This is a genomic window from Ruegeria sp. YTSA105, assembly GCF_059610225.1.
Map to the genome: position 1 here is coordinate 59,152 of NZ_JBXWNE010000001.1, position 16,417 is coordinate 75,568.

At 57.1% G+C, this 16,417-nt stretch carries 17 protein-coding genes and 1 riboswitch; of the genes, 7 read left to right on the forward strand and 10 right to left on the reverse strand.

Going from position 1 to position 16,417, the window contains the following annotated elements; all coding sequences use genetic code 11:
• Positions 1–86: 86 nt before the first annotated feature.
• From AC2FH2_RS00340 to AC2FH2_RS00355, 4 genes are all read right to left on the reverse strand, one after another.
• Positions 87–692: an inner membrane-spanning protein YciB gene (locus tag AC2FH2_RS00340; protein WP_496822520.1), complete on the reverse strand. Its 606-nt coding sequence runs from the start codon at positions 690–692 to the stop codon at positions 87–89.
• Positions 693–709: 17 nt separating this feature from the next.
• On the reverse strand, positions 710–1,612 hold the full coding sequence (locus AC2FH2_RS00345; protein ID WP_496790673.1) for an EamA family transporter: 903 nt from the start codon (positions 1,610–1,612) through the stop codon (positions 710–712).
• An 86-nt stretch (positions 1,613–1,698) separates the two neighbouring features.
• Positions 1,699–2,811, reverse strand: coding sequence for a signal recognition particle-docking protein FtsY (ftsY, locus tag AC2FH2_RS00350; protein WP_496822521.1), 1,113 nt, complete (start codon positions 2,809–2,811; stop codon positions 1,699–1,701).
• A gap of 58 nt (positions 2,812–2,869) precedes the next feature.
• Positions 2,870–3,508, reverse strand: coding sequence for a lysoplasmalogenase family protein (locus tag AC2FH2_RS00355; RefSeq protein ID WP_281972305.1), 639 nt, complete (start codon positions 3,506–3,508; stop codon positions 2,870–2,872).
• Between the two features lie 133 nt (positions 3,509–3,641).
• Between AC2FH2_RS00355 and AC2FH2_RS00360 the strand changes: the two genes are divergently transcribed.
• Positions 3,642–4,037 (forward strand): hypothetical protein, encoded by a 396-nt coding sequence (locus AC2FH2_RS00360; protein ID WP_496751363.1) that lies wholly within the window; start codon positions 3,642–3,644, stop codon positions 4,035–4,037.
• A gap of 12 nt (positions 4,038–4,049) precedes the next feature.
• Here the strand turns inward: AC2FH2_RS00360 and xseA are convergent, their stop codons facing one another.
• Positions 4,050–5,543, reverse strand: a complete 1,494-nt coding sequence (xseA, locus tag AC2FH2_RS00365) for an exodeoxyribonuclease VII large subunit (protein ID WP_496822522.1) — start codon at positions 5,541–5,543, stop codon at positions 4,050–4,052.
• Positions 5,544–5,618: 75 nt separating this feature from the next.
• Between xseA and purD the strand changes: the two genes are divergently transcribed.
• Positions 5,619–6,881 (forward strand): phosphoribosylamine--glycine ligase, encoded by a 1,263-nt coding sequence (gene purD / locus AC2FH2_RS00370; RefSeq protein ID WP_496687516.1) that lies wholly within the window; start codon positions 5,619–5,621, stop codon positions 6,879–6,881.
• A gap of 86 nt (positions 6,882–6,967) precedes the next feature.
• Here the strand turns inward: purD and AC2FH2_RS00375 are convergent, their stop codons facing one another.
• The 5 genes from AC2FH2_RS00375 to AC2FH2_RS00395 all read right to left on the reverse strand — a co-directional run bounded on the left by AC2FH2_RS00375 (position 6,968) and on the right by AC2FH2_RS00395 (position 9,558).
• Positions 6,968–7,723, reverse strand: a complete 756-nt coding sequence (locus AC2FH2_RS00375) for an FG-GAP repeat domain-containing protein (protein ID WP_496822523.1) — start codon at positions 7,721–7,723, stop codon at positions 6,968–6,970.
• Positions 7,723–8,046, reverse strand: a complete 324-nt coding sequence (locus AC2FH2_RS00380; protein ID WP_142634548.1) for a 2Fe-2S iron-sulfur cluster-binding protein — start codon at positions 8,044–8,046, stop codon at positions 7,723–7,725. Before AC2FH2_RS00380 ends, AC2FH2_RS00375 begins: the two co-directional genes overlap by 1 nt.
• A 136-nt stretch (positions 8,047–8,182) precedes the next feature.
• Positions 8,183–8,482, reverse strand: a complete 300-nt coding sequence (locus AC2FH2_RS00385; protein WP_496713545.1) for a GNAT family N-acetyltransferase — start codon at positions 8,480–8,482, stop codon at positions 8,183–8,185.
• A gap of 17 nt (positions 8,483–8,499) precedes the next feature.
• Positions 8,500–8,808, reverse strand: a complete 309-nt coding sequence (locus AC2FH2_RS00390) for a hypothetical protein (RefSeq protein WP_496713478.1) — start codon at positions 8,806–8,808, stop codon at positions 8,500–8,502.
• 60 nt (positions 8,809–8,868) lie between these two features.
• Positions 8,869–9,558 carry a glutathione S-transferase N-terminal domain-containing protein gene (locus AC2FH2_RS00395; protein ID WP_271946383.1) on the reverse strand — a complete coding sequence of 230 codons (690 nt, stop codon included), beginning with the start codon at positions 9,556–9,558 and terminating at the stop codon, positions 8,869–8,871.
• A 132-nt stretch (positions 9,559–9,690) separates the two neighbouring features.
• A riboswitch (SAM riboswitch) is annotated at positions 9,691–9,768 on the forward strand.
• Positions 9,769–9,830: 62 nt separating this feature from the next.
• Between AC2FH2_RS00395 and metZ the strand changes: the two genes are divergently transcribed.
• From metZ to AC2FH2_RS00420, 5 genes are all read left to right on the forward strand, one after another.
• Positions 9,831–11,021 carry an O-succinylhomoserine sulfhydrylase gene (metZ, locus tag AC2FH2_RS00400; RefSeq protein ID WP_496822524.1) on the forward strand — a complete coding sequence of 397 codons (1,191 nt, stop codon included), beginning with the start codon at positions 9,831–9,833 and terminating at the stop codon, positions 11,019–11,021.
• Positions 11,022–11,192: 171 nt separating this feature from the next.
• Positions 11,193–12,296, forward strand: coding sequence for a GTP cyclohydrolase FolE2 (gene folE2 / locus AC2FH2_RS00405; protein WP_142634540.1), 1,104 nt, complete (start codon positions 11,193–11,195; stop codon positions 12,294–12,296).
• A gap of 275 nt (positions 12,297–12,571) precedes the next feature.
• Entirely contained in the window at positions 12,572–13,333 is a 762-nt protein-coding gene (locus AC2FH2_RS00410; protein WP_496822525.1) for a hypothetical protein, read from the forward strand.
• A 50-nt stretch (positions 13,334–13,383) separates the two neighbouring features.
• Complete coding sequence (locus tag AC2FH2_RS00415) at positions 13,384–14,832, forward strand: TrkH family potassium uptake protein (protein WP_142634535.1); 1,449 nt, start codon at positions 13,384–13,386, stop codon at positions 14,830–14,832.
• Positions 14,832–16,415 carry a thiamine pyrophosphate-binding protein gene (locus tag AC2FH2_RS00420; protein WP_496822526.1) on the forward strand — a complete coding sequence of 528 codons (1,584 nt, stop codon included), beginning with the start codon at positions 14,832–14,834 and terminating at the stop codon, positions 16,413–16,415. The genes AC2FH2_RS00415 and AC2FH2_RS00420 overlap by 1 nt, the downstream gene beginning before the upstream one ends.
• The last annotated feature ends 2 nt before the right edge of the window (positions 16,416–16,417 follow it).

Here is a 16,417-nt window from a genome sequence, read left to right on the forward strand (position 1 = left end):
AGCGTTTAGCCAAGGATTTTGTTAGGTTTTATGGCCTCCCGCGCTTCACGGAAAAGTCATCCGAAGGGCGGTTGAGGATTTAGCCGTCATTGATGATCGGGATCATCCATATAGCTTTGCAACAGGCTGAACTGCAGCATGAGGAACGCCATAAGGGCAATGGGGAATCCGAAGGTCTCAATCTTGACCCACAGGTCGGTCGACATCGTGCGCCACACGAATTCATTTGCGACGGCCAGAACAGCAAAACACGCACACAGACGACGGGTCAGGATCATCCAGCCTTCGTGTTTCATGGGCAGAATCTCGTCCAGAACATAGGCAAGATAGGATTTCTTTTGCAGCAGCCCGATCCCCAGGATCAGAGCAAACAGGCCATAAACAAGCGTGGTTTTCATCTTGAAGAACCGCTCGTCATTGAACCAGGCGGTCAGGCCGCCGAAGAAAATGACCATGAAAGCTGTAAATATCTGCATCCGACTTAGCTTGCCGGTCAGGTACCACAAGATGCCCATTGCCCCCAGCATCAGCGGCACAAAAATGATCGTGGCAATGATAAAGCCGGAATACTCGATGCCGCCGATCATAAAGCTGTCATCGCGCAAGCGCAGGTAGATGAAGAAAAAGGCCAGCGGAGGACCCAGTTCCAGCACCTGTTTCAGAAATGGATTTATGTCGGTCTTGCCTGTCATGTCTTTTGTCCTGCTGCTTACCCGCCCATTTCAACTATTACGGCGCCGAGTGCAATCAATGCCATCAGCGCGATCCGCCTTGGGCCGACGGTTTCTTTCAGAACCAGCCAGCCGATCAGGGCGGCAAAGACGGTGGAGGTTTCCCGCAGAACGGCGGCTTCGCCGACCTTGTCCAACCGCGTGGCCAGCATGATGGCCCCGAAAGATAGGGGGGCGATGATCCCGCCGGCGATGCCGCGCAGCGCCAAGGGTCCCAAGGCCGGGCGATGGGCCATCACGCGCCAGCGAAAGAACGCATAGATCGGCATGGCGGCCCCGTCGATCATGAAAAACCAGGCCAGAAAGGTGAACGGATCGGCCGTCGCACGAATGCCATAGGCGTCATAGGTGGTATATAACGCCACAAACAGGCCGGTTGCGAGGGCCAAGGCTAGGGCGATCCCAAGCGTTTCGCGGTTGGTTTCAAGAAACCGCAGATTATAGGCCGCAAGCCCGAATATCCCGGCCAGCAAGACCGCGACACCAAACCATTGCGTGGCAGAGAAGGTCTCGCCAAACAAAAGATAGGCGCCGAAAACGGTGAACAGTGGTCCGGTGCCGCGCACGACGGGATAGACCACCGTGTAAGAGCCCTTGGTATAGGCCATTGCCTGCAGTATCTTGTAAGCGATGTGGATCAGCCAGACGGTGGCGAAGATTGGCCACATATAGGGTTCGGGCCAGGGCACTACAAAAAACGCGAAAGGTGCAGCCAGAAGACAGTAACTGGCGTCTATGGCCCCGCGGGACAGCCACGGGTCGTGACGGCCTTTTTGCAAGGCTCCGAACACCGCGTGCAAGAAGGCGGCCATCAGCGCGAGCCCGAGGGCAAGGTCATGGCCCTTGGGCGTGCCTTCCAGAGAGATGAGCCAGTCGCTCAAGACATCGACCTTTCGCGGGTGGAGAGGGTGGGGGGCTGTCTGCCCCCCACACCCCCGAAGATATTTTTAGCCAGATGAAGTAGGGATTAGCCTTTTTCCAGGCCTGTTAGGGCCGCTGCGAATTCTTCGGGATCGAAAGGGGCGAGATCGTCGATCTGCTCTCCGACGCCGATTGCGTGAATGGGCAGGCCGAACTTGTCAGCCAGAGCCACCAGCACGCCGCCTTTTGCGGTGCCGTCCAGCTTGGTCATCACCAGGCCGGAGACATCGGCCAGTTTCTGAAAGGTATCGACCTGACTGAGTGCGTTCTGACCGGTGGTGGCGTCCAGAACCAAAAGGGTATTGTGCGGTGCGGTTTCGTCGACTTTGCGGATCACCCGGACGATCTTGGCTAATTCCTCCATCAGGTCGGCACGATTCTGCAGACGACCGGCGGTGTCGATCATCAGCAGATCGGCGCCATCCTCTTGTGCGCGCGTCAACGCATCGAAGGCCAGGGAGGCGGGGTCCGAGCCTTCGGGGGCTGTCAGGACCGGAACGCCTGCGCGGTCGCCCCAGACCTGCAGCTGTTCTACGGCGGCTGCGCGGAAGGTGTCTCCAGCTGCGATCACTACGTTCTTGCCGGCAGCCCTGAACTGGCTGGCTAGTTTGCCGATCGTGGTGGTCTTGCCCGATCCGTTGACGCCAACGACCAGTACCACCTGTGGGCGTTTGGAATAGAGCGGCATGGGCTTTGCAACGGGTTCCATAACCCGGGCGACTTCCTGCGCCAGAAGCTGCTTGATCTCTTGTGTCGAAAGTTTGCGGCCATAACGGCCCTCGGCCATATTGGCGGTGACGCGCAGCGCTGTGTCCACACCCATGTCGGATGCAATCAACAGCTCTTCAAGCTGTTCCAGCATGTCGTCATCCAGCGTGCGGCGAACTGTTGTCTCGGTCTCGGCGCGCCCGAAAAGCCGCCCGAGCATGGATTTGGACGGAGCAGACTCGGCTGTAATGGCCACCGGTTTGGCAACTGCCTGTTCCGGTGCCATGTCCGGTTGCGCGACTTCGGGTTCCGGTTCGGAATGCGGCGCTGGTGGGATTGGATCCGGTGCAGTTGTTTCCTCGCCCCCATCTTCAACGATGGCATCCAACCCCTGTTCAAGGCGGGATGAGGATTTGAACAGCTTGTCCTTGAGCTTTGAGAATAGCGCCATTTTTGGTCTCCGCAGGTGTTCCTCTCACCTAATGCGGAATTGCAGCAGTTGCAAAGGGTCAGAGGAAGGCGATCAGAAGACCGGCTTGCGCCCCCCAATACAATACCCAAACCAGATAGGAGGTGAAACGGCGGCTGGGATGGTCCACTGGCAAAAGAAACTTCTCAGTCGCCAGGATCAGGTCGGACGCGATAAAGGACAAAGCCGCAGGTAAAGCCCAACGCAGCGCGCCTGTCTCGGGCAGGGCCAGGACCGTGATACCCATGCCCAGAATGATCGGAATATACCCGAGAACGGGCCATTTCAGGTCTCCGGCACGCGGCGGTAATAGGGTGACAACGACAATACCGAGGAGGATCAAAGACCAGAAATATCCGGGCTTCTCCAGAATAAGCGCGGCGTCGCTGGCCGGATGGGACAGGAACAGACCGATATAGGCCAGATGACCAGTTGCAAAGGCACCGATCCCGGCCATGAAGGTGGCATCACTTTCCCGGGACAGAAGGGCGTCCCCCAGCGCACAGAATGCCAGCGCAAGGATCAACAGAAATGGAGCGCCACTTTGGGCGGCAATGACCGCCAAAACTGCGACGGATAGGGTCTTTAGGATTGACCGAACAGCGCCAGCGCCACGCGAGGTCAATGGCAGGTAAGCCAGAGCGCAAGCTGTCGCAATCAGAAACAGGGCATTGGTCATAGAGTTATCTCCGCAGCATGTACTGAACACTTTCGCAGCGCATAACCGCAAAACTCAATCGGTGACGTGAAGGCACCCGGTTGGAATGAAAAGGGAATTGGCCTAGCGGCCTGCCATCTGACAGAATGAACCCATGCTGAAACGAATTGCGATTCTGTTTTCGATGGCTGCCCCGGCGGTTTGTGCCGACACATCCCTATCCGGCGCCGAATTTGACCGCTATACGCTGGGAAAAACCCTGTTCTATGGCTTTGAAGGCAGGATCTATGGGGTCGAGCGTTATCTGCCGGATCGCCGCGTGATTTGGTCTTTTCTGGATGGGAACTGCAAAGAAGGGCTCTGGTACGAGCAGGAAGGACAGATCTGTTTCGTCTATGAAGACCGGCATGACCCGCAATGTTGGGTATTCACCGAATCTGGCGGCGGTCTGATCGCTCAGTTCGAGGGAAATCCTGAGATGACCGAACTATATGAGAACGAAGACACAGACGCCGAGATGGTCTGTTACGGTCCCGAAGTCGGTGTCTAGCCTGTGCAGGGGTCAGAACAACGACCCCTGATCCGGCGCATCTTTTTTCGGCGGCTTTTTCGAAGTTGACGGTGACGTGGTAGACGGGCCGGTCTTCAATTCGCCATCTGCAAATTCAATGTCAAAGGATTGGTGTTTTGCCGCCTGTTTACGGGTTGTCAGCACTTGCCCTTCGGCGCGTACGACCGCATATCCTCGTTGCAGCGTGGCCTTGTAGCTGAGCGTTTCCCGCAGCCGGTCTGCGGTTTCCAGGGATTGACGCATCCGGTCCAGACGCGCGGCTTGCGCTGTACTCAAGCGTTCGGCTAGGCGGTTGATGTTTTGCCGTTGGCTGTCGATTTCGCGCTGGATCGGCCGGACAGACAGGCGCGACGAAAGGCTGCGCAGTGTTTCCTGTCGGGTTCCGACCAGTGAGCGTAATGTGGACGGGCGCAGATGGGCGGACAGTTTCACAACTTGAAGGCGGCGGTTTTGTACGCCGCGCTCAAGTGCTGGTGTCAGTCGGTCCGCAATTAAATCAAGGCGTTGTCGCGGGTTGTTCAACAAACTATCCGGGCGTGGTAATGCGCGGGATAAATCCCGCAACCGTTGCGACCGTCTTTGCACAGCGTCCGTGGCTGCACGGGACAGGCGGGCGCCCTGCTCTCCGGTCCAGGCCAAAAGTTCCATGCGGACGGGCACCGCAAGCTCGGCTGCGGCCGTGGGGGTTGGGGCCCGGCGGTCCGACACAAAATCAATCAGGGTCGTGTCGGTCTCGTGCCCAACGGCCGAGATCACCGGGATATCCGACGCCGCCGTTGCGCGGGCCACGGCCTCTTCGTTGAACCCCCAGAGGTCCTCGATTGACCCGCCACCACGGGCGACGATGATCAGGTCCGGTCGTGGCAGCGCACCGCCAGGGGTCAGTTGGTTGAAACCAGTAATCGCGTTCGCCACCTCAGGCGCGCAATTCGAACCTTGCACCGCGACAGGCCAGATCAGCACTTTGCGCGGAAACCTGTCACGCAACCGGTGCAGGATATCGCGGATCACCGCGCCCGAGGGTGAGGTCACCACGCCGATGATCTGAGGAAGATAGGGCAGAGGCTTTTTACGCTCGGGTGCGAACAGGCCCTCGGATTCCAACTGTTTCTTTCGCTTTTCAAGCAGGGCCATCAAGGCACCCTGTCCGGCCACTGAAACCTCATCCACGTTCAGATTGTATTTGGACTGCGCTCCAAAAGCGGTCAGGCGGCCTGTGACGACCACTTCCAGACCTTCCTCGGGAACCACGGATAGGGCAGCAACCTGGCCTTTCCAAGTGGTGCAGGCCAGTACGTTCTTGTCGTCCTTGATGTCATAGTACAGATGACCAGATCTGGCTTTGAACACGCGACCGACCTCACCCCGAACACGGATTCGGCCGAAACTGCCTTCCAGCGTCCGCTTCACCTCGCCCGAGATGTCGGAAACAGTGTATTCTGGGGTATTTTGGCCGGGAATGGGGTCGTCAAGCAGGTCGGACATTTCAGCGCCTTGTGTCAAATGCCCGGCCAGCTTAGAACGCGCGGAAGGCGAGGCCAAGCAGATCGGAGAGCAGTCATGAACATCCTCATTCTCGGCAGTGGTGGGCGCGAACACAGCCTGGCCTGGGCGGTGATGCAAAACCCGAAATGTGACCGCCTGATCGTGGCTCCGGGCAATGCTGGGATTGCCCGGATCGCCGAATGTGCGGCACTGGACATCGAAAATGGCGGTGAGGTGGTCAGATTTGCGGATGAGAACGCGATCGACTTTGTGATCGTCGGCCCCGAGGCGCCATTGGCTGCGGGGGTTGCGGATCGTTTGCGCGAGGCTGGTGTCCTGGTTTTTGGCCCCTCGGCCGCGGCTGCACGTCTCGAGGCGTCCAAGAGCTTTACTAAAGAGATCTGCGACGCCGCCAATGCTCCAACCGCAGGATACGCCCGGTTTATCGAGGCCGAGCCAGCCAAAGCCTATATCAAAAAGCAGGGCGCACCTATCGTCGTCAAGGCTGATGGCTTGGCCGCGGGCAAGGGTGTGATCGTTGCGATGGACGAAGCGACGGCCTTGGATGCGATCGATGACATGTTTGGCGGAGCCTTTGGTGGTGCCGGTGCCGAAGTTGTGGTCGAAGAGTTCATGGAAGGTGAAGAGGCATCTCTGTTCGTGCTGTGCGACGGGGAAAGCATCCTGTCCATTGGCACGGCGCAAGACCATAAACGGGTAGGCGAGGGCGATACCGGTCTGAACACCGGCGGCATGGGCGCGTATTCTCCGGCTCCTGTGTTAAGCGCTGTAATCGAAGAGCGCGCGATGAACGAGATTGTGCGCCCCACCATGGCAGAGATGAAGCGGCGCGGAACGCCGTTTCAGGGCGTTCTTTATGTTGGTTTGATGATCAAAGACGGCCAGCCACGGTTGGTTGAATATAACGTGCGTTTCGGCGACCCGGAATGTCAGGTGCTGATGATGCGCCTGGGCGCGCAGGCGATGGACCTGATGCACGCCGCAGCAGAAGGCCGGTTGGCCGAGGCGCGTGTAAACTGGGCGGATGATCACGCCTTGACGGTAGTCATGGCCGCAAATGGTTATCCGGGCGCCTACCAAAAAGGCAGCGTGATCAAAGGGCTGGATGACGTATCTGAAGATAGCGGTAATATGGTGTTTCACGCAGGAACCAAAGAATCCGACGGTCAGATCGTCTCTAGTGGTGGCCGGGTATTGAATGTCACCGCACGCGGCCAGAACCTGCAGGAAGCGCGTGACCGCGCCTATGAGCTGATCGACGGGATCAACTGGCCAGAGGGGTTCTTTCGCCGGGATATCGGATGGCGGGCGCTGTAATCGCGAGGGCTCCCGCGCCCAGCCACTGCATCAGAGATGCAGCGTCAATGGGCTTGGGCCGGGCAGCCCTCTGACGCGGGCTGCAGTCAGGGCGAGGGTACGCAGTTAAGCGCAGAGGTCATTGCTTTCGGGCTAAAGGGGGCGACCAGATGCTGCACCCAGCCATTGTCAAAGCGGATGCTGACAATTTCGCGCCAGTCCGCAGACGCGACAACCAGTTCCGGGCCATTGCCACAGTCGCGCAGACCCCCTGTGATGAAACCTTCGCCGATCCGATGATTTGTCAGCCCTGGTAGAGCGGCAATCTGGATTAATTCGCCGTCGACAAAGCGCCAAATGCGCAATGTCTTGGCCAGATGAGGGCGGTCGACATAGGCGATTTCGATATTGCCATCCCCATCCAGATCCGCCGCCCCGACCGGAGCAAGCCATCGAAAGCGGGTACCGATATGCGGAGTTGCGGCGATTTTATCGCCTCTGGCATCATAGATGGCCAACTGAGCGCCCGTTTGACCCTGAGATTCAATGACAATGACCTCGGGGGTCCCGTCCTGATCCACGTCCACAAGCCGTGGAGCGAGATCTTCAAATACGCGATCAGATGGAAGGTGGATGGTCACATTTCCGCTTTGGGTAGTCAGTTCCAACGCGCCATATTCGATGTTATCACCCAGAACTCCGTGGGCGTAACGTGTTGTCGGCTCGGTGAAACGAGCGGCTGGGACGGTCTCTGCCAGTGCCAGCGGGACATGGCCCGTCAGCCAGAAGCACAACGTCAGCGCTGCGCCGCGGGCCTGACCCTGCCAAGTTCGGTAGGGTAGGCGCGGCGCTTTGCAGGGCATCAGATCTGTTTTTCCGGCATCTGAACGATCAAGCCATCCATCTCGTCTGTGACTTTGATCTGGCAGGTCAGGCGCGAACGGGCAGGGTCGGGCTCATAGGCAAAGTCCAGCATGTCTTCTTCCATGTCATCCTTGCCGGGAATTTTCTCAACCCAGTCGGGGTGGATATAGACATGGCAGGTCGAACAGGCACAGGCGCCGCCGCAATCCGCTTCGATGCCGGGAATGTTGTTGTCACGGGCTCCTTCCATGACGGTTAGTCCGTTGGCGACCTCGACAGTGTGCTCGGTACCGCCATGCTCGACATAGGTGATCTTTGCCATTGCGTGCGTCTTCCTTTTTCGATTGTCGATTTCTTCCTTAGTGAAGGGCGTTGCCTGTTTCCAGTGGGAATTGCGACATGAACGGTCGCGGCTGAATATTCTTATCGACAATATTGCAATCGAGCCTGCACCGATGTCAGTCGCTTTGACCGATCTCTAGAACCATGTGCAGGTGCATTCCTATTCCATGCTCGTCGTCCAAAACGGGCACGCGCGATTCAATTTCGACGCTAAATCCAATATGTTCATAAAAACTAACGGCTTCATTGTTGGCAGCTACATCAAGGCATATTTGATTGCACCCACCCGCCAAAGCCCGTTTCGTTGCTATTGCAAAGAGTTGGCTGGCAATGCCTGTACCCTGCATGTCTGGGTTCACAGCGAATTCGAGAATGTAGTAAGAGTTTTGACGCGGGGCGGGAAACAACCGATCCATCCAATGCAAGGCAGATTTTAGATGACGGCTTCATCTTCGCCAAGAGCATTAGCTTGATGATCGACGGAAAAATCGAAATTCGCAGCATATTCTTCTTCTGTATGCCCAATAAGGAGGCCGGCGACTTTGCCACGGTGCATGGCCGTGAAGGCATGTTTGAACGAATACAAACCTAGTTGCGCGGGCCATTCTGTTCCGATGATCTTAAGCAAGACATCCATTTTTCCAAATATGTAACCGTTTAGTTTTGGATCTGTGCTCCATAGAAGATCGGCGAGAGCCTCGGGTGGAACAGATTTGGAGGCCGGTTGTACTAGGACGGTCAAAATTCACTCCTGATTCTGGCATCCAGAAAATGCGACATACCGTGTAAACAATACCCTCGCTTATCGTTTAAACAAAACGCCCTGCGATTGCCTGTCACGGTGATCTCCGCGCAACTCGGCATGCAAGGCGCGGCCCGCTTGCACACCGCGGCGAGAGCTTACGGTTTCCAACCAGCGGGTAAAGTGAGGCTTGTTTTCCAACACCTGTTGTTGCCCTTCCCACAAGCTCGCCCAGCCCCAGATCGACATGTCGGCGATGGAATAGAAATTGCCGGCCACATATTCGTTCTCGGCCAGCCTGCGATCCAGAACGCCGTAAAGACGTCCGACTTCGGCACGGTAGCGATCCTTGGGGTAGGGCAGGTCTTGCGGCGGGTCCAGCTGAGGTGCGTATTTCAGGAAATGGTGTGCTTGTCCCGCCATCGGGCCGATGCCGCCCATCTGCCACATCAGCCATTCTTCGACAGCGATCCGGTCACGTTCAGTTTCACCATAGAAGCGTCCGGTTTTTCGGGCGAGATACATCAGGATCGCGCCGCTTTCGAATACAGATACCGGCGTCCCTCCGGGTCCGTTCGGATCGACGATCGCGGGCATCCGGTTGTTGGGGGCGATCTTAAGGAACTCGGGGTCGAACTGGTCGCCTTGGCCGATGTTGATCAGGTGGGTTTTATAGGGCAGCTCCATCTCTTCCAAAGCGATGGACACTTTCCAGCCGTTGGGCGTGGGCCAGAAATATAGATCGATCATGTCATCTCCTCAAACTGGACGCGATCATGGAGGTGTTTCAGCGCGTTCGGCAAGAGGGCGCGCAGGTGTGTTACGAAAGCGTGACCTTGGTGCAGCCGGTCTTGACGTGATCTGGGACGGGGCGTAAATGCATCCTCATCAAGTGGCGATTTGTTACCGGATTGCGGGCCACGTTAAACAACACCGCTAAAAGGTCAGGATGAAAGACCCCTTTCGCTTGGCCGCGTCTGGGGTTTTTTGTTTGCCTCCCAAGCGGGGCTGAAAGGAATGACATGAGCGAGAGCTGGAACAAGCGCACACAAGCCGTCCATGGCGGCACCCGCCGCAGCCAATACAACGAAGTGAGCGAGGCGATCTTTCTGACCCAGGGATTTGTCTATGATACGGCCGAGCAGGCCGAGGCGCGGTTCATCGAAACCGGCCCTGATGAGTTCATTTACGCTCGGTATGGCAACCCGACAGTTTCGATGTTTGAACAGCGTATCGCGGCTCTGGAAGGGGGCGAAGACGCTTTTGCCACCGCCTCTGGAATGGCTGCGGTGAATGCGGCACTGACTTCGATGTTGCAAGCCGGTGACCACGTTGTTTCTGCCAAGGCTCTGTTCGGGTCGTGCCTGTATATTCTGGAAAACGTGCTGACCCGGTTCGGGGTTGAAGTGACCTTTGTGGACGGTACCGATCTTGACGCATGGGAGGCTGCGATCCGCCCGGACACCAAAGCGGTTTTCTTCGAATCCATGTCCAACCCGACGCTTGAGGTCATCGACATCTCAGCCGTTTCCCTTCTGGCCCATGCGGTTGGTGCAACGGTCATCGTGGACAATGTGTTCTCGACCCCAGTTTTCTCGCGCGCGATCGCTCAGGGGGCTGACGTGGTTGTCTACTCGGCGACCAAGCATATTGACGGGCAGGGCCGCGCCCTGGGTGGTGTCATCATCGGCACCAAAGAGTTCATCCGTGGTACGGTCGAGCCCTATATGAAACACACCGGAGGCGCGCTTAGCCCCTTCAACGCGTGGATCATGTTGAAAGGGCTTGAGACCATGGCCTTGCGGGTCAACGCACAGGCCGAAACCGCCCAGAGGATTGCCGAGGCGCTAGAGGGCCATCCGGCGTTGGAGCGGACGCTTTACCCCGGTCTGAAGTCTCATGCGCAGAATGATCTGATGCAAACGCAGCTTGGCGGCAAAGGCGGGACAGTGCTGTCGTTAGATATCAAGGGCGGAAAAGAGGCGGCATTTTCCTTCCTTAACACCCTGACGATTCCGGTGATTTCGAACAATCTGGGCGATGCCAAGTCGATTGCGACCCACCCGGCAACCACCACACATCAAAGATTGAGTGACGACCAAAAAGTTGAGCTGGGCATTGCTCCGGGCCTCATCCGGTTCTCGGTTGGTCTGGAAGACGCCGATGATCTTCTTGCCGATATCAAGCGCGCATTGGACGTTTCTCAGCAATAGGGGCGTCAGCTGGACTGTTAGGCATGGTTCGAAAACGGTTTGTGGCTTGTGCGCATGGTGCGCCCATCACGAAGTTTAGATCCGGGCTGTGTTTCGGCGCGTATACCATTAGACTGGAAATCGCGTCGAACATATATATAGTCCGGCGACCAACCCGAGGAGCCCTGATCGATGAACGTGTATCCCCGTGACATTGATGACGCCCCCAACAATGATGAGGCCGCGGCAGCGTTGAAAACCCTGCGGAAATGGGCCGAGAACGCGACCGAGGCTGAAATCGGTCAGCTTGATCCTGCTGTCGCGCGCCTTGTGCCGGGGCTCCTGCCGGTCAACTACCCATCCCTGTCGCGGCATTACCCCGAGGGGTTTGCTGTGGATGAGGCCTACCGCGCCTCGTTGCCTGACCTTCAGAATGGACCTTCCAGCCTGATCCGTGGGGCAAAGCAACAGATTCAACATGTTGGCATATCGAATTTCCGCCTGCCGATCCGGTTTCACCGCAAGCAGGGCGACGACCTGACGCTGGAGACCTCAGTGACTGGCACTGTCAGCCTTGATGCGGAAAAGAAGGGCATCAACATGTCCCGTATCATGCGTTCGTTCTACAAACATGCTGAGCGCACGTTCAGCTTTGAGGTGATCGAGGCTGCGCTGAACGACTATATGACCGATCTGGACAGCTTTGACGCACGTATCCAGATGCGGTTCTCTTACCCGGACAGGACTCAAAGCCTGCGTTCGGGTCTGGAAGGCTATCAATATTACGATATCGCGCTGGAACTGGTCGAACAGAATGGCGTGCGTCAAAAGATCATGCATCTGGATTATGTGTATTCCTCGACGTGCCCATGTTCTCTGGAGCTCAGCGAGCATGCGCGGTCTACACGAGGGCAACTGGCGACGCCGCATTCGCAGCGCTCGGTTGCGCGGATATCGGTTGCGGTCGATTGCGATGCCGATTGCCTCTGGTTCGAAGATCTGATTGCGCTGTGTCGCAGGGCGGTGCCGACCGAGACGCAGGTCATGGTCAAACGTGAAGATGAGCAGGCCTTTGCCGAGCTGAACGCCGCAAACCCGATTTTTGTCGAAGACGCAGCACGCCTGTTTTGTGCCGAACTTTTGGCAGACCATCATATCGGCGATTTCCGAGTGATCGCCAGCCATCAAGAAAGCCTGCACAGCCATGATGCCGTTTCTGTTCTGACTGAGGGCCCGACCTTTGTGTCCTCCAGCCTGGATCCGAGGCTGTTTACGACATTGTTTCATGTCGGATAGGCGTTAAACCTTTGTAAAGCCTTGATTAAGTGCCGGCGTGGTGAAATTTCGCCGCATTGCAGCGATAAATGCTGCAAGCGCGAAGTTCTTGCTGTAAACTATCCTTGAATGCAGCCATCTCGTGGTCACTGTTCTGGTGATCATTTCACTCAATCAGGAAGCCGGCACGTGCGACGCCAAGGACTGCAAGGCAACGTAATCCGCCCGTTTTGTCAGGGCGGGCAGGGTTCTTTACTCATTCGCGGGTTGCATCACTTTCACAGGAGAACAACCTCATGAACCCGTTTACCCAGCCATTTGAATTTCAGGCAGCAGCAATTCGATTTGCCGGTGAGGCAATGACCAACCATTTGAAAATCATGCAAATTCTGACCAACTCTGCGATTGAACTGCCCTTCGCCCAGGTTCAGGCCCTGCGTGTCGCCTCCGAAAAGACTGTTGCTGACGTGAAGGCACCTGAGTTCAAATCTCAGGCGATGCCTGTGGTCAATGCTGATCCGCAACCTGCGGCAAAGGTCAAAGTGGCCGTCCAGAAAAAGGCAGAAGTCAAGGCAAAGGCCGAATCGCCCAAGCCCGCCCTGGCGAAACCTGTGACAAAAGCCAGAGCGTCGGGGGGTGCGAAAAAGGCACAGACCAAGTCCGCGGCAAAACCTGCAGTGGCAAAAGGCGCAGCCCCAAAGGTCGCAGCTAGACCCGCTGCCCCCAAAGCCGCTACGGCAAAGCCTGCTGTTACCAAAACCGTAACTGCCAAATCTGAAATGCCCAAAGTAGAAGCCGCTAAACCTGCTGCAGTTAGGCCTGCAGTGGTAAAATCAGCTGCTCCCGCCGCTGCGATCGACGCTGCTGTTGCAAAAACCGCAGCTGTTAAACCCGTAGCGTCCAAGGTGAAGGCAGATCGGGTTGCAACCGTCAAACCTGCACCCGCAAATCCGGCCGCGCCGAAGGCTCAGGCGGGACAGGCGGCAGCTGCACGCCGGTCACGCGCGCCTTCGAAACCGCCCGTGATGCCCGTCTCGAGCGGCAAAACCGAAAAGTAATCGGGACATCTGCTTGACACAGTCGTGCAGGCGCGCCAACGCTGCGCCTCATGACGGACATGCGCCCGGTAGGATATGTGATTGGCCTGTTGGTCGCCATTCTTGGGGCGACCATGATGTTGCCCATGCTTGCGGACCTTATCGAGGGTCGCGGCGAATGGCATGTTTTCCTTGAAAGCAGCGTTATTACCATTCTGACCGGCGCTGTCCTTTCTATGAGCTGCTCAAATGGCGTTGGCGAAGGGTTGACGATCCGTCAGACCTTTCTGCTCACGACCGGCGTTTGGGTGGCTTTGCCTTTATTTGGGGCAATTCCTTTCCTGTTCGGGGAAACCGAGTTGCGCTTTGTCGATGCCTATTTCGAGGCCATGTCTGGCCTTACGACCACGGGCTCGACCGTGATTTCCGGGCTCGACGGTCTGCCGCAGGGGTTGCTTTTGTGGCGCGGTGTGCTGCAATGGCTGGGCGGTATCGGGATCATCGTTGTTGCAATGGTTTTTCTGCCCGAGCTTCGGGTCGGAGGAATGCAGATCTTCCGTTCGGAAGGTTTCGAAACCATGGGTAAGATCCTGCCGCGGGCGCAAGAAATCGCAGGCCAGATTTCCCTGATCTACGTGTTCCTGACCGTGGTCTGCGCGCTTGTTTACACCGGTCTTGGCATGAGCTTTTTTGACGCCGTGGTTCATTCTATGACAACAATCTCGACCGGTGGGTTTTCAAACTATGATGCATCGTTCGGTACCTTCTCGGGTCCGGCGGAATATGCGGCGTCGATTTTCATGATCCTCGCTGCCCTGCCATTTGTGCGTTATGTTCAGTTTGCCAATGGCAGCACCGGCTCCCTGTTCCGCGACAGTCAGATTCGGGCGTTTTTGGCCACGATCCTGATTCTTGTAGCCGTCATGGCGGTGTTTTTGACCTCTGTCTTTCCGCATCACTGGGAACAGGCGGTGCGGGAATCGCTGTTCAACATCACGTCGATCATTTCAGGTACCGGTTATGCCAGCGTCGATTACATGGGTTGGGGCAGTTTTCCGATCATGGTGTTCTTCCTGATTGGCCTGATAGGAGGGTGTGCGGGATCAACTGCCTGTTCGATCAAGATTTTCCGCTATCAACTGCTGTTTGCATCCATCAAAACTCAAATCCGGCGTATCCGTTCACCGCATGGGGTGTTCATGCCTCTCTATGATGGGCGTCCCATCGGAACGGATGTCCTGACTTCGGTCATGAGCTTTTTCATGTTCTTCGTATTGTCTTTGGGTTTCCTGGCATGGGCGCTGGCGCTGACCGGGCTGGATTTCATTACCTCTGTCTCGGGTGCAGCAACCGCGTTGGCCAATGTTGGTCCGGGCCTTGGGGATCAGATCGGACCAGCGGGTAATTTCAGCGGGCTCAGCGATACAGCCAAATGGTTACTATCTGCGGGGATGCTGGTCGGTCGGCTTGAACTGCTCGCGGTCTATGCGCTGTTCACAGTCCATTTCTGGAGAAGTTAATGAAAAGACCACTTGGCGCTCAAATCTCGCACATGCTCCGGGATCGGGGTGTTGATGTGATTTTTGGTATCCCCGGCGTCCATAATCAAGAGATGTATCGCGGGATCGAAGAAGCCGGCATCACCCAAGTTCTTGCGCGGCACGAGCAGGGGGCCGGTTTCATGGCGGACGGATATGCGCGCGCAAGCGGCAATCCTGGCGTGGCCTATGTGATCACTGGGCCTGGGCTGTGCAACATCATGACACCCATGGGGCAGGGGTATTCGGATTCGGTGCCAATGCTGGTGCTGTCCTCCTGCCTTGATGATGATCAGGCGCTGCAGGGACAGCTTCATCAGATGAAGGATCAACGTGCCGCCGGAGAAACGGTCGCGGATTGGTCGTTGCAGGCAAGTACAGCTTCGGCCGCCTATGGCCTGGTTGAACGTGCTTTCGAAGAGTTCGCGCTGAGCCGCCCCAGACCCAAGCACATACAGATGCCGATTTCGCAGCTTAAGGCACAGGCTGACCCGGCCCCATTCCCGAACCAGCCGGGTTTGCGGACAAAGGCTCTGCCGCCGGACGTCGCGCCAGTCTTGTCGATGTTGAACATCGCGCGCAGGCCGCTGTTCGTTCTGGGAGGTGGTGCAAGATCAAACTTGTGGCGGCAGATTCTGACACAGATCGGAGCGGCCTGTTTCACCACCTATGCGGGGCGTGGAATGGTGGGGTTGGATTATGCGTTGGATTTTGGCGCTGCCTTGTCTCGTCCCGAAAGCGCCCGGATCATCGCCTCCGCCGATCTTGTGGTGGTCGTCGGAGCCGAGCTGGGTGAGGTCGATCTGTGGCGCGATGCGCTGGGGCATACGGCCAATATGATCCGCATTGATCTGGACCCTCAGGTCCTGTCGGACCATCATCGGGCCTCTGTCAAGTTGCAGGCGGATGGCGGAAGCTTTGCCCACGCGATGTGGGCGTCTATTGACCATGTCAAACCGGCAAATGGCTGGTCCTCGGATGAGGTCTCCGAAGCCCGCAGTAAATGGCGCGCCGAGATTGATGCGGAACGGCCCGGTATTGTCCCGGTGTTGGATGCCTTGCGTAAGGCAATGCCAGCGGATGTGATGGTGTATTCGGACATGACCCAGTTCGCCTATGTTGCCAAGGGGGTGTGGGAAATGCCTTTCCCCTATCATTGGCACCACCCGAACGGCTTTGGCACGCTGGGCTATGCGTTGCCGGCTGGAATAGGTGGCGCTATCGCGCGGCCGGGCAGGCCGACTGCTGTGATTGCTGGGGATTATGGCTTTCACTACACGATGATGGAATTGGGCGTGGCGGTAGAGCTGGGTTTGCCCCTGCCGATCATTCTTTGGGACAATGGCAAGCTGAAAGAGATCGAAGACAGCATGGTGGGCAGTCAGATCGCGCCGAATGCTGTCGTTGCGCGAAACCCTGACTTTTGCAAACTGGCCGAGGCATTCGGCGCCTTGTCTGCTGCGCCCTCAACACTGGAAGACATGCAGTCTGCGGTGCGAAAAGCGTTTTCCGCTAAGGGGCCGACATTGATCCGGATCACTCCGGACATATGGCGCGCAGAATAAAA